The sequence below is a fragment of the Sphingobium sp. TomTYG74 genome, assembly GCF_055393875.1.
In genome coordinates this window covers 211,069-228,423 of record NZ_AP027342.1, presented here as the reverse complement: position 1 = coordinate 228,423, position 17,355 = coordinate 211,069, and the positions used below count along the sequence as shown (strand labels likewise).

Here is a 17,355-nt window from a genome sequence, read left to right as displayed (position 1 = left end):
GCAAGGATCGATAACCCGACAAATGACGGAGAGGCAACGGTGACGATGAGGCGATCATCCATTGACGCGCGCAGCGTTCCCCCTCTTGGCGCACAGGAGATGCAGGCGCATTTAAACAAAGTGCTGATGAGCCCCGTCTTTGAACGCAGTCCCCGTATGCAGCGATTTTTACGCTATCTCTGCGAGGAGATGTTCGCGGGGCGAGGATCGCTCCTGAAAGAATATAGTATTGCGCTTGGGGTCTTCGACAAGCCTCAGGATTTTGATCCCGGCACCAGCGCGACTGTCCGGGTGGAGGCAGGACGCCTCCGCCGCCTGCTGACAAGCTACCAGATCAACCATGGTCAATCCGACACCATTCAGATTGTCATTCCTAAAGGAGGATATGTCCCAAGCTTCCAACGCAAGACGGAACAATCGGAAATTGTTGAGCGAGACGATGACGCTCCTGCAAAGGCTGCGACCCCGGATTTGCCTTCGCATATGGAACTGCGCAGGGTAACGGTCTTATCCTGCTCTTTCCGGCTAAAAGGCATTTCCCAACTGACGGCTGAGTTTCTTGAAGAATTCGACCGCTTCCACGCATATTTTTCCTCGACCGTGAAGCAGTTGGGCGGCGTCATGGAGAACGGCGCAACGGCTCGACTGACCGTCTATTTCGGCTGGCCCACCTCGCTGGAAGATGCTTCGGGACGGGCCATGACGGCGGCAACGGAGATCATTGCCTATGCGAGGCGTGAACATGGAGATAATTGTGAGGTCCGTGTGGCCATTGATACAGGCAAGGTTCTCTCACGACCCTGCCTGGAACAGCCGCTGATATTGGGTGACGTACCCACCATTGCCCTACAGATAATCGATCACACGCCATCTAACGCAATTCTCGTTTCGGAGGAAACCCGCCAACATTCACGCACCGCATTTGAAACCATTCCGGCTGGATCAATAGAAGGCGAGGATGGGCACCAAATTCTTCTTTGGCGTCTTCTGAGCCCCAGATCGACAACATGCTTTCTAGCCAAACAAGATGCTCCGTCGGCCGACATCATCGGCCGGGGTGCTGAATTGGACCTGCTACGCAACCGTTGGCTCCTGGCTTCCGCCGGAGAGGGACAATCCGTCATCGTGGAAGGTGAAGCGGGTATCGGCAAATCCTGTTTGTCCGAAGCACTGATCAAACGGCTGCGGCCAAGGGGCTATCAAATTCGCCTGCAATGCTCTGCGCACCACAGCAACAGCGCACTTTATCCCATTATCCAAATCCTCCGCCGGTTGATGGCAGGGAACGATCCATCAAACGCCGTACTGGGCCGATTTCTTGAAAGAGTCGGTTTGGACGGGCCGATCAACAGGGCGCTTCTTCAAACATTGCTCGCTCAGGCGGATGTGGAAGAAAATATGGAGGGCATCCTTCCGTCGGCGAGCGAAAAGAAAGAGAAGACACTTCAGCTTCTAATCGCCATCCTTTCTGCCTTATGTAACCGCAGGCCGGTTATCCTTCTTGTCGAAGACATACATTGGGCGGACCCCACGACGCTGGAGTTGATTGGATTTGCCGCGTCGGCATGCCAGGATCTACGGCTCTACCTGCTAACGACGGGCAGGTCAGGGTGCGCGGCGCTCTTTGGACCGGGGCAACCGGTTACTGTTCTTCGTCTCACCCGTTTATCCCGTCAGGATTGCAGCCGGATGATTGACGGTATTGCGGGGGATGCGGCGTTGCCAATCCCAGCCCGGGACACGATTATCGACAAAGCCGACGGGGTGCCGCTCTATCTGGAGGAACTGACGAAGCTCCTGCTTGCCCAAAATGTTGGGAAGGACGATCTGTCGACAGTACCCGATAGCCTGAACGATTTGCTGGCATCTCAGCTCGGCTGCATGGGCTTTGCGCGCCGGGTTGCGCAGGTGGCTTCCATAATAGGGCGGGACTTCCATGGCGAGATATTGAGGGCTCTGGTGGGCGATGAGGATCAGCGGATGGCCGCTGCGATCGACCAGCTGCTGGCCGCCGGCATTCTGACGCGCGGTCGCTCCAACGGCAAAGGTCGATACGCCTTTCGGCACGCGTTGCTCCGCGACGCGGCCTACACGTCAATGATGGACGCAGATCGTCAGGACCTGCATTCTCGAACTGCCGACATCCTGGTTGACTATTTCCCGGAAATCGCAGCCGATCACCCCGAAGTGATCGCGGGACATATGCGCCATGCGGGGCGTTTCGACGAGGCGGTATCCTTCTGGCTGGATGCTGGCCGCAAAGCGGCACAAAGATATGCCCTCGCCGAAGCAATCGCGAACTATCGCGCGGCAATAGAAACCCTTGCATCGATTTCACCAAGTATCGGACGAAGCGAACGCGAACTCGACGCTCTGTTGGAGCTGGGCGCGACTGTCCGGGAAGCAGAAGGCTATTACGCCCCCGATTTGAAGCAAATTTACGAACGCGCGCACCTGCTGGCCAAGGAGGTCGGACGGCCTGAAGCACTGGCGGCCAGCCTGCATGGGCTTTGGACCGTGGCGGCGGGCCGTGGGCGCTGGAAGCATGCTGACCTGTTGGCGATCGAGTTCGACCAGTTCATTCATTCACTGGGACCAAATGCCCGCCTGGAAGCGGAAGGAGGGCGCCTACTGGGCGCTGGCGCGGCATTTCGGGGAGACTTTGCCGCAGCCCGAACGCACTTCGAGCGCGTGGTCGTTGTCTATGATCCCGCGCAACACGGCCGCAGCTTCGGCTATGATCCCGGTGCGGCCTCCACGGCCTATCTTTCCTGGGTGCATTGGCACACCGGCAATCCTGAACAGGGGCGGCGCGAGGCTGAGCGCGCCTTGGCCATGGCGGAAACCCTTGGCCACCCGGCAACTTTGTCGCTGGTGCTGGTGTGGCTGCTCTTCCACGCAGTTTGCGAAAGGGATTACGGCCGTATCCACACCTATAATGACCGGCTTCAAGAGCTATGCTCGCAGCAGCTTTGCCGGTTCTGGCAGCCTTTCGGGCGAGCATGTCTGTCCTGGGCGTCGTTCCATTCGACGCGTGATCCGTCACATCTGGATCAGCTCCTGACCCATACGAAGGCCTTTTCTGAGCATTATCTCACATCCTGCCTGCATCTGCTCGCCGCTGATATCTGCGACGAAATGGGCCATTACGAAAAAGGCCTGCACCATACCGGTTTGTCCGCGACGTTCATGGCCCAACATGACGAGCGGATATGGGAAGCGGAATATTGGCGCTTGACCGGACAGTTGCACGCACGCTGGGGGCCGGACAAGAGTGAGGCGCGGCGTTGCCTGGAACAGGCGCTGGCCATCGCGCGTCAGCAAAACGCGGTCATGCTGGAACAGCGGGCCATCGTCGGCCTGCAAGCTCTGTCGGGAGCGGATATCGGCCTCGTTGTGTGAGCTGCCGACGCTGACCACGAGATGATGCCCGATGATCTGGGAAGCCCGCCTAGCTGCGGGATGTTGCCCGGTCAGCCATAGGGCAGCAGGGACAATGGCATCTCTACAGGCGGCGCCTCCTCAACCGGAAGGGGCCGAGTGTAAAATCGTCCGGTCTCTCCCGAGGGGAAGGGCGTATCTATCCATTGCCTCGGCCGATCGGCGGGCACGACAGGCAACTCGATCGCCGATGGCCGTGCGGCATCGTGATGGATCGTCTGGCGCGCGATCCGATAATCTTTTGGAGCAGCGGTGGAGAGGTCGATGAAATCCTGGGGGTTCACTTCGCTGTTCGGATAATCGCTGCTCGAAATGACGATGCGAACGCGATGCCCCTTTTTGAACAGGTTGCTGGTCGGCGCCAACTCGATCTCATATCTTTCGACGGCATCCGGCATCAGCCCTTCCGGAGCCGTGCGGGATTTACGATAGCGCGCCCGCACCATGCCGCTCGCCAGATTGTAGGAACGGCCGTCCGGAAACAGGTCGATCAGCTTCACGAACCAGTCGCAGTCGGTTGCGGACGATTGCGCATGGAGGATGACCCGGATCGCGCCCGTCACCTCCATATCCTCTTCCAGCGTCGCCGTCGTATAGACAAGAATGTCCGGCCGATGGTCATTGGGCCGTTGATCCGCAGGGCCACCGTGCAACGAATGCCCACCCAGCGAAGACACGGGGTTAGCAGGATCGCTGACATAATGATCAACGGGTTCATCCGCGCCCGGAGCAGCCTGAGACAGCAGCCCGCCGCCCTCTGCGCCGTTCGCGTTACCATCGCTGTGCAAGTAGAACAGCGTCGGCCGAGCATCCGGAAGCGGCCAATCCTGCTCGGCACGCCAGCGATTTTCACCCATCACGTACAGCATGACCCGATGGTCGTCCCCTTCCCCCGCGACTCCGAGAAGATGGCGGTCCATCCACGCCCCCATCATGGCGACGTCATCGACCAGCGCATTGGGGAAATGACACAGCATCCCGTTCGCGACGTGACCCCATGGCCCTATAATCAGCCGCTGCCCCTGACGCGCCGCTTCAGTAGCGCCATGGCGAGAGATATTGACGAACGCGTCCAGCGAATTGCGGTTGAACAGATCGTACCACCCGGTGAAATGCAGGACCGGCACCTTCACTTTGTCAAACCGCGAGGCTGCATCGTTCGGGGCGAAGAATTCCGGATTATCCCTGTTGTCGAGCCAAGCGTTCCAGAATTGCATATGCCGGTTAATCGGGACGTCCTTCAGTGCGTGCCCGCGCGCGATCTCGAAAGCCAGGTCTGGGGATGCCATTAACATTTGCGGAGCCGCAAAGCCGCTGGGCAAGCCGACCGCCCGAGCGTCAGCCTTGATCGCTGCGGTCACCTCTTCGCCCATCCGTGCCGCGGCGGTGAACGCCATGCCCATGGTCCAGCACAAGGCCGTGCTATCCATCACGCCCCCCTTGTAGACCCAGCCATTGTTGAACTGGTTGACGGCCGGAACCTGAACGAACGCGGCGTCGATCTCATTACCTTCGGCCTGGAGGTGCAGCAGCTGCGTCCCACCCATATAGGACTGGCCAGTAGTGCCCACCTTCCCGTTGCACCAACCTTGCTGTTTGATCCAGCGGACAGTATCGATGCCGTCCTGCCGTTCGCCCCACCCCTCATTCATCATCGGGTCGAACACGCCGCCCGATCCGTTCGTACCGCGCACATCCTGAACCAGAACCGCGTAGCCTCGCCGGGTCAGATAAGCAGGTGTGCCGAACGAACCCTGCACAAACAATTTGTTATAAGGGGTGCGGATCACAACCACGGGATAGCCGACGTCGGGCTCCACCTGTCCCGACACCATCGGCAGGTAGAGGTCGGCGGCCAGCTCGACACCATCGCGCATTGGCACGTCAAGGTTCCGGAAAACAGCTGTTTGCGCGGTTGTCAGATCCGATGGCACAATGGTCACTCCACTGATTGAAGGGCGCAGCGGGCCGTATCCCAACCCATCGCTGTGTTTGCCCCGATATACTCTTCCCAGACGCCGTTGGAACATATCAGTTCGCTATCTAACCGTATGCTACTATCATCAAATAGCGCATTGGGAGAGCATTCCCGAAAGGCTCGGATGAGGCCTGAAGAATATGTCGGAAAATGCATTGGAGGGGAATTGAATATGTCTGTCAGGAAGTGGGCGCTATTGGCCTCTGCGCCGCTGTTTCCGGCCATGGCCCATGCGCAAACCCCGCAGTCGGAGGACCAGCCTTCAGGCGCGGGAATGCTGCAAGATATTATCGTCACGGCGCAAAAACGTGCCGAGCCACTGCAATCGGTGCCTGTTGCGGTTTCCGCTTTCAACAGCGAAACATTGGAACATGCACGTCTGGATAACCTGACCGGACTGCGCGGACTGGTGCCGGGGTTGACGATCAACCGATCCGGCGCGTCCGTGGACGTTCCCCAGCTTAGCTTGCGCGGCATGTCCATTCAGGACGTGCTGCCCAGCCTTGAATCCAGCATCGGCTTTACCGTTGACGGCGTCCCGATCGCCTTCCAGCGCGGATCGCTCATGGACGCCTATGACATTGAGCGGATCGAAGTGCTTCGCGGCCCGCAGGGTGTCTTGAACGGCAAGAACACGACGGGCGGCACCATCAACGTCATCCGCTCACGACCCGACCCGGCAGCCGACGCAACCGGCAAGGTTCGCTTCACCATCGGCAGCTTTGGCGAAAATGATTATGAAGGCGTCATAATGGCGCCGATCGTCAATGACCTGTTGGCGGTCAAGGGATCGATCACGGTACGGAAAAACAACGGCCAGTTCAGAAATATCGTGACGGGTGGACGCAATGGAGATCGGGACGTGCGCACGTTCGGATTGGCCTTCGTCGCCACGCCAACGGACAAGCTCAACCTGTATCTCGCGCTGGATCGGGTAGAAAATGACAGCGACTTGCCGCCCTATTCCCAATTGCTGACGCCAAATCTGATCACCTACAAGGTGCCGGGTTATTTCGGCGGCGCGAACTCGCCTTGCCTTAATCCCTATACGGCGTCCATCTGCACGCCTCTCACCAAAGACAAGAATGTTGTTGAATCGAGGCCATTCCCCGGCTCCCTGCGGCTTAATGCCTTGACCGGCGAAATTTCATATCAAGCAACGGATGATGTGCGGCTCGTCAGCCTGACCGGCCTTCGCGAGTTCAAGGAATATACGCTCGGAGACTATGACTCCACGCGCTTCGCCCTGGCGCGCAACGAGAGCAATTTGAAGGCACATCAATTTTCCGAGGAACTAAGGTTCGAAACGTCTTTCAATGGCCCCTTCAATCTCGTCGGCGGCTTCTTCTACATGAACTATGAATATACCCAGAAGACCAACTTGTCGGTGGACCTTGCCGCCTTGCCTCCCATCGCCACGGGATTGCCCGACTGGCTGCCGCCAGGCTTTGCCTACCTCAATTCGGTGGATGCCTATGTCACCAACCAACATAACCGGTCGACCGCGCTATTCTTTCAGGCCGATTATGACCTGACGGACCAGCTTCGCCTGACTGTCGGTGGGCGCCAGACCTGGGACCGCAAGAAAACGCATTATGTCCTTTATTCGGCCGTGCCGGGAACGGTGCGGGACATGAGCGTTCTGGGACCGCTGGTGGGCGACGTCTCCGCTGGGGTGAGCTTTCAGAAGTTCACGCCAAAGGTCAACGTCCAGTATAAGTTCAATCCTGACATACTCGCCTATGCGAGCTACAGCCGAGGTTACAATACGGGAGGCTTCAGCGGTCGCACTGGCAATATTGTAACAGCCGTTCAGCCCTATGACCCCGAAGTGATGGATGCATTTGAAATCGGGTTCAAAAGTGAACTCTTCGATCATCGTGTCCGCTTCAACATCGCGGCATTCCATAATATTCTCGACAACAAGCAAGAGAATGTTCTTCAGGTTGATGGATCGCGCCTATTGTCCAGCACCTTAAATGTCGCGAAGGCGAAATATACGGGGGTAGAGGCAGAGTTGACCCTCGTGCCCACTCGGCACTGGACGATCCTGGCGACAGGCGGCTATCTGCACGCCAAATATTCCGAGTTCAGGGGCAACCTTGGGCAGGGGGACGCTGACCTGTCGGTACTCCGCCTGCGTCGCACGCCCAAATGGACCGCTGGCCTCGTTTCCGACTATACGATGGACGCCGGAACCGGGAAATTCGGCCTGAATGCTGCTCTATACTATACCTCACGATATGAAACCGACGCATTGAACGATCCGCGAGGGTCGATCCCGCCTGTTGCCCGAATGGATTTGGGCATTCGTTACGAACTGCCGGTCAGTGATGCCACCAAGTTGGAAATTTCCGGCTTCGTGAAGAATGTTACCGACAACACCACTTACGACGGCATTACATCGGGCGAGAGTCCCGGCTCATTGGTCGAGTTCGCGAACCCGATCACGGGCCGGACATGGGGCGTTTCCCTGTCCGCGCGCTTCTAAAACGGTTCGATCCGAAAGCTCGTGCCGGTCGCACCAAGTTGCGGCTGGCACGAGCCAGGGAATTATCCAACAAGCAAGCCAGCGACTGATCGCCTGATCAGCGACCGCGCCACGCCCCCGCGCGCTTCTCCACAAAAGCGCTCATGCCTTCTGCCCTGTCCTCGGTAGCGGTGAGGATCTGGAAAAGGCGCCGCTCGGTCAGGATGCCTTGAGCCAGCCCCGTTTCAAAGGCGATGTTCACCATCTCCTTGTTCACCATTGCTGCCATTGGCGGCATCGCGGCGATGGTGGCGGCGGTTTTGAGCGCCTCTTCCAACAGCTGCGCGGCAGGCACGACGCGACTTACCAATCCGGAACGCTCTGCTTCGGCGGCATCCATCATGCGGCCGGTCAGGCACATTTCCATCGCCTTTGCCTTGCCAACGGCACGGGTCAGGCGCTGGGAACCGCCCATGCCAGGGGCTACGCCCAACTTGATTTCGGGCTGGCCGAACTTTGCCGTGTCGCCTGCGATGATGAAGTCCGCCATCATCGCCAATTCGCAACCGCCGCCCAGCGCAAAGCCCTGCACTGCCGCGATCCACGGCTTGCGCGTTGCCACCACGCCAGTTTGCCAGCCAGAAAAGAAATCCTCCAGGAAGAAGTCCGCCGCCTGCTTCTCGACCATCTCCTTGATGTCGGCGCCTGCGGCAAAAGCCTTCTCACCGCTCCCGGTCAACACGGCGCACCGTTGTGCCGGATCGGCATCATAGGCGGCGAATGCAGAGGTCAGATCCTTGAGCACCTGGCTGTTGAGTGCATTGAGCGCTTGCGGCCGGTTGAGCGTGATTAGTGTGACGGCGTCATGCTGTTCGACGATAATGGTTTCATAGGTCATGGCAGGTTTCCGTTTGAGGCAGAGGGGTCCATTCCTTGTCCTGCGGCAGAGGCGCAAAGAGACTATCTATCAACCTGTCATCAACCTCCTCTGGCGTGGACGGAGACCATTTGGGAACGTTGTCCTTGTCAAAGATCACTGCGCGCACACCCTCGACGAAATCGGGACGGCGAATGATATGGCAGGCCAGGCGATATTCGTTCCGCATATTGTCGGCAAAGTCCGTGAAGGCAGCGCCCTCTACCAGTTGGCGCAGGGCGACCTTGACCGCTTGTGGCGATTTGGTTGCAAGCACCGCGAGCTGCTTGTCCGCCCATTCCGACCCGTCCGCCTGAAGGGCAGCAAGGATATCCTCCAGGGCATCGCTCGCGAACAGGCGATCGATCCTGTCCCGCTGCGCCATCAACCGGGATTCCGGAGCGAGTTCATTTGCCTGATCGAGGATGGTCGCAACATCGGAGGGATGCGCAAGGATTTCAGCCTTGAGCGCATCCAGCCCATCAGATCCGACATAATGGGTCGCAATCCCGATCGCGACGCAATCCGCGCCATCCAGACGTGCTCCAGTCGCGGCAAGCCATGTGCCGATCCGCCCCGGCAGCCGAGGCAGAAACCAGCCTCCACCCACATCGGGGAAAAGGCCAATTCCTGTTTCAGGCATGGCAAAGGTCGTACGCTCCGTCGCGACACGATAACGGCAAGGCAATGACAGACCGACGCCGCCCCCCATTACAATCCCATCGATGAAGGCAACGATCGGCTTGTCATAGACAAACAACAGATGGTTCATTCGATATTCGACGCGGAAGAAATGCTGGGCCGCTGCGCAGTCCGTCTTTGCGCTATTGGCGATAAGCGCGATGTCACCTCCGGCACAAAATCCGCGCCCTTCGGCATGGTCGATCATGACCATGCGCACCGCCGGATTGTCGCGCCAGTCCAGCAGCGCCTGATTGATCGCCTCGCACATCTCCGGGGTCAGCGCGTGGATAGCTTTGGGACGGTTCAGCCGGATGCGGCCCACGCCATTTTCGACCGAGAGGATGAGCTGGTCAGTCATATCTTTTCCCTGCACGCGCGGAGCGTCTCCGATCATGATCCGGCGCGTGGTCTGGCTGTGTTTCCCCGGATCGATATTCCAAAGAGCACAGCAGTACCGCCCAATCGCCATGGAGCTATGCTGTCCATGCGCGGGCGCGATTGTGCAATCAACATCTCATATTCGCAAATTAAGTCTGCATTTTTGCAGCAATCGGCATGATCAACATCGACGACGCGTCGCTCGACTGAACAGCTGTTAGCGCAATACTTCTCCCCCAAGCTGCGGGCGAACCCCTATGAAAAAAGCCCGCTGCTTGTGGGGCAGCGGGCTTTGTCTTGTGCGGTTGAGGCGGGGTTCAGTGCAAACCCGAGCCGCCGCCCGCCAGTTCCTTGGCGATGGAACCGACCATGTCCTTGGCATCGCCGAACAGCATCTGGGTGTTGCTGTTATAGTAGATCGGATTGTCGATCCCGGCAAAGCCCGCGTTCATCGAACGCTTGATCACGAACACCGACTTGGCGCGGTCCGCCTCGATGATCGGCATGCCCGCGATCGCGCTCTGCGGATCGTCGCGCGCCGACGGGTTCACCGTGTCGTTCGCGCCGATGATCACCGCCACGTCCGCCTGCGGCAGTTCGGGGTTTATGTCGTCGAGGTCCACCAACTGTTCGTAAGGGACATTGGCTTCGGCCAGCAGCACGTTCATATGGCCAGGCATGCGGCCCGCCACCGGGTGGATCGCGAACTTGACGTCCACGCCCTTCTTGGTGAGCGCCTGGTACAGCTCGCTCACCTTGTGCTGCGCCTGCGCAACGGCCATGCCGTAACCGGGGATGATGACCACGCTGCTGGCATTTTCCAACTGCATCGCGGCTTCCTCGGCAGACGCCGAGCGCACGACGCGGTCGTCCTTGCCGCCAGCAACGCCCGCGACCACCTTGCCGAAGCCGCCGAACATGACATTGGCAAAGCTGCGGTTCATCGCCTTGCACATCACCAGCGCCAGGATGAAGCCCGATGCGCCATCGAGCGCGCCCGCGACGATCAGCAGCTTGTTGCCCAGCGCAAAGCCCATGGCGCTTGCGGCAAGCCCCGCATAGCTGTTCAAGAGCGCGATCACGGTCGGCATGTCCGCGCCGCCGATCGGGATCACCAGCAATATGCCGAACAGCAGCGCCAGGCCCGCGAACAGCGGGAACAGCCAGGTCTGCGTCGGGTCAAGCGCCAGCGTCACGCCGATCGCCACCGTCGCCAGCGCCACCGCGCCATTGACGATGCGCTGGCCGGGGAAGGACACCGGACGGCTGCCCATCAGTTCCTGCAGCTTGGCAAAGGCAATGATCGAGGCCGTGCAGGTCAGGAAACCCAGCAGCATTTCGAACATCAGCGCCCACAGGATGAAGCCGCCCGCATATTCGGCATGGGCATGCTTATAATATTCAGCGGCACCGATCAGGCCGACGGCCAGCGCGCCAAAGGCGTGGGAGATGGCGGTTCGCTGCGGGATCGCCGTCATCGGCATCAGCAGCGCCATCGGAATGCCCGCCGCCGCGCCCGCGATCATCGCGATGATGATCAGGTTGTAATCAACCACCTCATGGCTAACCAGCGCGCCGATGATCGCGATGACCATGCCGATCTCGCCCGCGCGCACGCCGCGACGAGCGGTCGAAGGATGGCTCATCCACATCAGCGACAGGATGAACAAAGCGGACGCGACGATCGCCGCGAAGGGTACGAAGGCGTCCATCTCTTACTTCCCCCGCGGCTTGAACATCTTGAGCATGCGATCGGTGATCATGAAACCGCTGACCAGGTTCACCGTCGCGCAGAACACCGCGATGAAGCCCAGCGTCTTGGCCAGCGGCGTCGCCCCCGCCTCACCTGTAATCGTGATCGCCCCCACAATCACCACCGCCGCAATCGCATTGGTCAGCGACATCAAAGGCGAGTGCAAAAGCGGCGACACCTTCTTGATCAGCTGAAAACCAAGAAAAGCCGCCAATATGAAGACGAACAGATAATCTGCATTGAAAGCGTTCACTGACTTATCCCCCTGTCCAGAAGCTGCGACCCGATCAAGAAACCCTGGCAGTCTTCCAATTTCGCACGGGTTCGGAGCATATTGCCCCTGCCATGATCGCTGGCTCCCATAAAATCCCTCCACGCATTATTGAGCGTGCCATATTGATCGAGTAGATCACAGGCAAGCCGGTCAGAGCCATTTATCACATAGTCGATTCGCGCAACGAATTTATTCAACCTCTACGACAAGTAGGGCTACGGGCATCAGCGATTTTCAAAATCGCTTGCAGCCGCGCCCTTCTTCATCCGCCTTGCTTGAGTGTCAGGGGCAGGCCAGCAGCCACAAATACCACACTGTCGCAAGCGGTCGCCACATGCTGATTGAGCAGGCCCGCTTCGTCTCTGAAGCGGCGGGCAAGTGCATTTTCCGGGACGATGGAGAGACCGACTTCATTGGCGACCAGCACCATGGGAACGGTGCAGCCAATGATGGCGGCGATCAGTTCTTCGCTCCATCGGGCGATGTCCTCTCCAGCCAGCAGCAGGTTGGACAGCCAAAGGGTAAGGCAATCGACTAGGATGGGGCCAGATGGCGTGTGCGCGTGGGCATTCCGGATCGCGGCGGGCAGATCGATTGGCGCTTCGACCGTTCGCCAGCGCACGTTGCGGCGGGCGCGATGCGTCGCGATCCTTTCGTGCATTTCGGCGTCATACGCCTCGGCCGTGGCGATGTAGGTCATGACGCCGGGCAGGGCTTCGCATTGCGCTTCGGCATGGCGGCTCTTGCCCGAACGGGCGCCTCCCAGCACGAGCAGCTTTTGGAAAGCGGTCATGGGCTGACCCCTGCGATCAGCGCCGTCGCGAGCCAGAGCAGCGCGCAGGCGCGAACATAGAGCGCCAGCGCGGCGCGGGCGACAGCGGGTGTGGCTTCACCCCCTTCCCCGCCGATCCATGGCTTGGCATGATATTGGCCTTCATAGGCGACCGGCCCGGCAAGGCGGATTTCGAGTGCGCCTGCCATCGCCGCCTCCGGCCAGCCAGCATTGGGCGATGCATGACGGCCATGGTCGCGCCAGAGGATGCGCCAGCCGCCCAAGCCCGCGAGGCAGATCAGGAAACCGGACAAGCGCGCGGGGATCAGGTTCAGCAAGTCATCGAAGCGAGCAGCAGCCCAGCCAAAGGCCACAAACGGCTCCTCGCGATGGCCAATCAGGCTGTCGGCGGTGTTAACCGCCTTATAGGCCCAGATGCCGGGCAGGCCACCGATGAGCAGCCAGAAAAGGGGCGCGACGACCCCGTCGCAGAAGCTTTCGGCGAGGCTTTCTATAGCGGCGCGGGCAACGCCTGCCTCATCGAGGGTGGCGGTATCGCGTCCGACGATCTGGCTGACGGCGCGGCGAGCGGCGAAGAGATTGCCTGCTTCTAGAGCCTGAACGACGGGAAGGACATGGTCGTACAGACTGCGCTGCGCAAGTGCTGGCCATGCGGCAAGCGCGAGACCGACCCAGGCCCAGGAGCCGAGGACGTGGCGGATGATGAATTCTGCGGCCCAGCCCGTTGCAATGGTGGTCGCGAAGAGCAACAGCAGCGTGGCGATACCGCCGAGGCGGCGGCGCGCAGTACCGAAGTGGCGTCGGTTCAAACGGCGCTCACACGCGGCGATGATCCGGGCGAAGGCGCCGACCGGATGGCCGATGCGCGCATGCAGCCGGGCAGGCCAGCCAAGCACCGCATCGAGGATCAGGGCGGTCAGTTCAACCAAGGGCTTCGTCCAGACGGGCCATGGCGGCATCGTCCGTGGGGAGGCCGAAGCGAAGCCAATGGGGCTGATCTTCGAACGGGCGAGTGAGGATGGCGCGGCACGCGAGGCGGTCGAACAGGGCGGCGGCGTTCCGCGTTTCGATCAGGCGGAATAGCGGGCAATCGCCGCGCGGGATGAAGCCGTGGCGGATGAGTAGTGCGTTTAGGCTGGCGGCGCGGGTCGTCAGGGTCGCGATCGTCTCATGAATCCAGCGCTGGTCGCGATAGGCGGCGCGGCCGAAGTCGATCGCGGCTGCGGACAGCGGCCAGTCTCCCAGCAACCTGCGACAGGCGCCAATGATGGGGGACGGGCCGAGGAGGAAGCCCAATCGCACACCCGCAAGGCCGAAAAATTTGCCGAAGGAACGGAGGATGAGCAGGCGGTGGTGATCCGCGACTTCGGCCACCATGCTGGCACCGGGCATGCAGTCGGCGAAGGCTTCATCAACGATCAGCCAGCCGCCTTCCCTTTCCTGTTGGGCCAGAATCTCCTGCATCTGCGCCTGCGTATAGAGACGGCCATCGGGATTGTTGGGATTGGCGAGCAGGAGTGCGGTGCCCGGTGGCGCGTCTTCGGGTTGCGGCAACGGGCGCGAGTTCGGGAAAGCCTGCGCATGAGTGCGGTAGGACGGCAGCAGGTGATAGCCCGGCGCTTCGATCAGAAGACCAAGCAGGCGTAGGCCGGTTTCGCTGCCCGGCAGCGCGCAGATGTGATCGGGAGACACGCTGAAATATGTGGCGGCGGCCTGTTCAAGATCGGCAAGTGCTGCGGGATCGGGGAGGGATTGCCAGTCCGGGGTGATCGTGGCGGTGCCGGGCCAGGCGAGCGGGTTTATGCCGGTGGAAAGATCGATCCAGGGCCGATCAACGGCTGCATAATGCTTACGCGCCGCTGCCAGACGACCGCCATGCCAGTGGAAGATGTCCCTCATCGTGCCAGCACCAGTGCGGCTAGCAGGCCGCTTTCGATGAGTTCGATCCCGGCACCATGGCCATCGCCCGAAATACCGCCGATCCGGCTGCGCAGCCACCATGCCCAGAGGGGAACGAGGATAGCGGCGGACAGGAGGGCGGGAATGATCAGGCAGAGAGCTACCGCCAGCATCGTCCAGCCTAGCAAATGCACCGGGCTGATGCTTTCGCGGAAGCGGCTGGCCAGACCCTCATGGAGCGGCGGGAGCCAGAGGGTCCATGCCAGCGGACCGATCCGCGCGACGAAGGGCACGGCGATGATCGTCAGGGGCGTGAGATGGTCCGCCCATAAGCGCAGCAGGACCAGCTTCGCCAGCAGTTGCAGGACGATGGTGACGACGCCGAAGCTCCCAATATGCGGATCGGCGAGGACAGCGGACAGCTTTGCCCGGTCGCCATGGGCCGCCCCTGCCCCGTCAGCGATGTCGCCAAGACCGTCGAGATGCAGCGCTCCGGTGATGGCGACCCAGGCGATGAGGCCGAGCAATGCCGCCATCCAGGGATCGACGCTGAGGCCGATCGTCATGGCCGCAGCGACGGCGAGGCCGACGATGAGGCCGGTCGCGGGAAACCATCTGATCGCGGCGGCGAAGTCCTTTTCCTCCGCGCGCACATGCGGAAGCGGCAGGCGGGTCATGAGTTGCAGGGCGAGGATGAGGCGAGTCATGTTACGAGCCCGGTAATCTGCGCGCCGGGATTGTCTCCCGGCCAGACGCGCAGGCTGAGCAAGGCGCCATAGGGAAGGTCGATTGCCCAGGCTTGCTGGTAGGTGAAGCCACACAGCATCGTCAGCGCGCCACGGATCGCACCGGCATGGGTCAGGACCAGTGAGGGCCGGTCGATTTCGCAAAGCGCCGCCTTTACGCGCAGACAAAGGCTGGACCAGCTTTCCCCTCCCGGCGGAGGATGGTCGTCCGGGGATGACCAGAAGCGACTAATTTCCTCGGCGGGGAGAGTTGCGGGATCAGTGCCCTCCCACGCGCCGAAGTGCAGTTCGCGCCAGCGCGCGTCGATGTCGTACGGCACCTGCCGGGCGGCGGCGATTAAGTTGGCCGGGGTGCGAGCTCGTGTCAGGTCGGAGCTGATCAGGCGGTCGAATGCCAGCGCGCGGGATCGTTCGATGCAAAGCTGCATGGCAGCCCGGTCGGGCGGCATGTCCATATGACCGAGCAGGAGGCCAGGCGTTTGTGGCGCTGCGTGGCGCATCAGGTGGAGCGTGAGCGGGCTCATAGCGCGTTAGCCACGGAGGCTTCGGCAAAGGTTGCCATCTGGTCATGCGCGGCGAGGGCCGAGCGGATGAGTTGCGCCGCGACCGCCGCGCCGCTGCCTTCGCCGAGGCGCATGTCGAGGTGAAGCAAGGGGTGCAGGCCGAGCTTTTCTAGCAGCCGGGCATGGCCTGCTTCGGCGGAGCAGTGGGCTGCGAGGCAGTGGGCCGTAATAGCCGGATTGTCGCGGGCCAGAGGGGCGACGGCCGCGCCGCAGATAAAGCCGTCGAGCAGCACCGGCACGCGCATCATGCGCGCGGCGAGGATGGCCCCTGCCATCGCCGCGATCTCTCGCCCGCCAAGGCGACGGAGCGTTTCGAAAGCGTCGGCGCAATGGGGCGCATGCAGGGCATGCGCGATCTGGACGGCTTGGGTCTTGCGGGTGAGGGCTGCTGCATCGATGCCGGTGCCCCACCCCGTCCAATCCTGGGCCTCGCCGCCGAAGGATTGAAGGCACAGTGCGGCGGCGGGCGTGGTATTGGCGATGCCCATTTCACCTGCGAAGAACAGGTCGCAATCTTGCACGACGGCGGCGGCGCCTGCGTTCAGGGCGTCGAGGCATTCGGCCTCCGTCATGGCCGAGGCTTCACATATGTCGGCGGTGGGTTTGTCGAGCGCGAGCGGGACGATGGCCAACTCGGCTCCGCAGGCGCCCGCAAGCGCGTTGATCGCCGCGCCGCCTGCCTGGAAGTTTGCGACCATCTGCGCGGTGACAGAAGGCAGGAAGGCGCTGACACCACGCGCGGCGACGCCATGATTGCCCGCGAAGATGGCGGCGCGGATGCGGTCGGCGCGTGGACGTTCGCTACCCTGCCACCCTGCCATGAAGAGGGCGATATCCTCCAGACGGCCGAGCGATCCGGCGGGCTTTGTCAAAGAGGCTTGCCGCGTCGCTGCGGCTTCGATCGCCGCTGCGTCCGGTTCTGGAAGCGTGGCCAGCGCGTTGTGGAACTCGGTGCGATCCTGAAAGCGGATCATGTGCAAACGAAGCCTTCTGGCGGGGTGCGGACGATGAAATGGCCCTTCACCCCCTGCGGCCATTCGGCGTAACGCACGACGCCTTCTTCGCTGGCGGCGTGGAGCAAGGCATAGTCGAGGATGGCGCGGGCGGCGTCCGCGTCCGGGGTGAAGTCGCCCAGCACATAGCCGACTTTGCCGGGACCACGCACATGGACGGTGCAATGACGCTGGCAGGCGAAGAGGCAGGGCATGTCCTGCACGGCAACCGCATCATAAGCAGGCTCGGCCGCCTGAAGGTCGCGCATGGCCGCAACCAGCAACGCGCCGCCGCGTCGCCCTGCCCCATCTTCCCGCTGTTCGGCGGACAGGCGGCAGGTCGAGCAGACCACCACCGACGCCCCGTTTTCGACCGCGCACAGCATCAGCGGCGCACTTCCATAACCATGTGAACATGAAAGACCGTCATCATGGTCCTCCCCGCAAAATCGAACCGCAAACGGCCCT

Annotated in this window: 14 protein-coding genes; 2 read left to right on the top strand and 12 right to left on the bottom strand. The window is 61.1% G+C overall.

The genetic code is table 11. The features are described from left to right. Nucleotides 1-126 precede the first annotated feature (126 nt). Nucleotides 127-3,402 carry an ATP-binding protein gene (locus ACZ5TB_RS14175; protein ID WP_464793076.1) on the top strand — a complete coding sequence of 1,092 codons (3,276 nt, stop codon included), beginning with the start codon at nucleotides 127-129 and terminating at the stop codon, nucleotides 3,400-3,402. 71 nt (nucleotides 3,403-3,473) lie between these two features. On the opposite strand, the gene ACZ5TB_RS14170 is transcribed toward ACZ5TB_RS14175, so the two are convergent. Further along, the gene (locus ACZ5TB_RS14170) at nucleotides 3,474-5,318 is read right to left on the bottom strand and encodes a CocE/NonD family hydrolase (RefSeq protein ID WP_464793075.1); all 1,845 of its coding nucleotides are present in this window, start codon (nucleotides 5,316-5,318) and stop codon (nucleotides 3,474-3,476) included. 273 nt (nucleotides 5,319-5,591) lie between these two features. On the opposite strand from ACZ5TB_RS14170, the gene ACZ5TB_RS14165 reads away from it, so the two are divergent. Further along, complete coding sequence (locus ACZ5TB_RS14165; protein ID WP_464780443.1) at nucleotides 5,592-7,910, top strand: TonB-dependent receptor; 2,319 nt, start codon at nucleotides 5,592-5,594, stop codon at nucleotides 7,908-7,910. Between the two features lie 97 nt (nucleotides 7,911-8,007). Here ACZ5TB_RS14165 and ACZ5TB_RS14160 read toward each other — a convergent pair whose 3' ends face one another. From ACZ5TB_RS14160 to ACZ5TB_RS14110, 11 genes are all read right to left on the bottom strand, one after another. Continuing rightward, the gene (locus tag ACZ5TB_RS14160) at nucleotides 8,008-8,787 is read right to left on the bottom strand and encodes an enoyl-CoA hydratase-related protein (RefSeq protein WP_464780444.1); all 780 of its coding nucleotides are present in this window, start codon (nucleotides 8,785-8,787) and stop codon (nucleotides 8,008-8,010) included. Continuing rightward, on the bottom strand, nucleotides 8,777-9,847 hold the full coding sequence (locus tag ACZ5TB_RS14155; protein ID WP_464780445.1) for an enoyl-CoA hydratase/isomerase family protein: 1,071 nt from the start codon (nucleotides 9,845-9,847) through the stop codon (nucleotides 8,777-8,779). The genes ACZ5TB_RS14160 and ACZ5TB_RS14155 overlap by 11 nt, the downstream gene beginning before the upstream one ends. Before the next feature lie 337 nt (nucleotides 9,848-10,184). Beyond that, nucleotides 10,185-11,579, bottom strand: coding sequence for an NAD(P)(+) transhydrogenase (Re/Si-specific) subunit beta (locus ACZ5TB_RS14150; protein WP_464793074.1), 1,395 nt, complete (start codon nucleotides 11,577-11,579; stop codon nucleotides 10,185-10,187). A gap of 3 nt (nucleotides 11,580-11,582) precedes the next feature. Continuing rightward, on the bottom strand, nucleotides 11,583-11,873 hold the full coding sequence (locus ACZ5TB_RS14145) for an NAD(P) transhydrogenase subunit alpha part 2 (RefSeq protein ID WP_196227069.1): 291 nt from the start codon (nucleotides 11,871-11,873) through the stop codon (nucleotides 11,583-11,585). A gap of 283 nt (nucleotides 11,874-12,156) precedes the next feature. Continuing rightward, nucleotides 12,157-12,687: a bifunctional adenosylcobinamide kinase/adenosylcobinamide-phosphate guanylyltransferase gene (gene cobU / locus ACZ5TB_RS14140; protein ID WP_464793073.1), complete on the bottom strand. Its 531-nt coding sequence runs from the start codon at nucleotides 12,685-12,687 to the stop codon at nucleotides 12,157-12,159. Beyond that, the gene (cbiB, locus tag ACZ5TB_RS14135; RefSeq protein WP_464793072.1) at nucleotides 12,684-13,646 is read right to left on the bottom strand and encodes an adenosylcobinamide-phosphate synthase CbiB; all 963 of its coding nucleotides are present in this window, start codon (nucleotides 13,644-13,646) and stop codon (nucleotides 12,684-12,686) included. The genes cobU and cbiB overlap by 4 nt, the downstream gene beginning before the upstream one ends. After that, entirely contained in the window at nucleotides 13,609-14,586 is a 978-nt protein-coding gene (locus ACZ5TB_RS14130) for a threonine-phosphate decarboxylase (protein ID WP_464793071.1), read from the bottom strand. Before ACZ5TB_RS14130 ends, cbiB begins: the two co-directional genes overlap by 38 nt. Beyond that, complete coding sequence (locus tag ACZ5TB_RS14125) at nucleotides 14,583-15,293, bottom strand: adenosylcobinamide-GDP ribazoletransferase (protein WP_464793070.1); 711 nt, start codon at nucleotides 15,291-15,293, stop codon at nucleotides 14,583-14,585. The genes ACZ5TB_RS14130 and ACZ5TB_RS14125 overlap by 4 nt, the downstream gene beginning before the upstream one ends. Continuing rightward, nucleotides 15,290-15,856 (bottom strand): histidine phosphatase family protein, encoded by a 567-nt coding sequence (locus tag ACZ5TB_RS14120; protein WP_464793069.1) that lies wholly within the window; start codon nucleotides 15,854-15,856, stop codon nucleotides 15,290-15,292. Before ACZ5TB_RS14120 ends, ACZ5TB_RS14125 begins: the two co-directional genes overlap by 4 nt. Beyond that, nucleotides 15,853-16,869 carry a nicotinate-nucleotide--dimethylbenzimidazole phosphoribosyltransferase gene (gene cobT, locus ACZ5TB_RS14115; protein WP_464793068.1) on the bottom strand — a complete coding sequence of 339 codons (1,017 nt, stop codon included), beginning with the start codon at nucleotides 16,867-16,869 and terminating at the stop codon, nucleotides 15,853-15,855. Before cobT ends, ACZ5TB_RS14120 begins: the two co-directional genes overlap by 4 nt. After that, nucleotides 16,866-17,273: a DUF1636 domain-containing protein gene (locus ACZ5TB_RS14110; RefSeq protein WP_464793067.1), complete on the bottom strand. Its 408-nt coding sequence runs from the start codon at nucleotides 17,271-17,273 to the stop codon at nucleotides 16,866-16,868. Before ACZ5TB_RS14110 ends, cobT begins: the two co-directional genes overlap by 4 nt. Nucleotides 17,274-17,355: the final 82 nt, after the last annotated feature.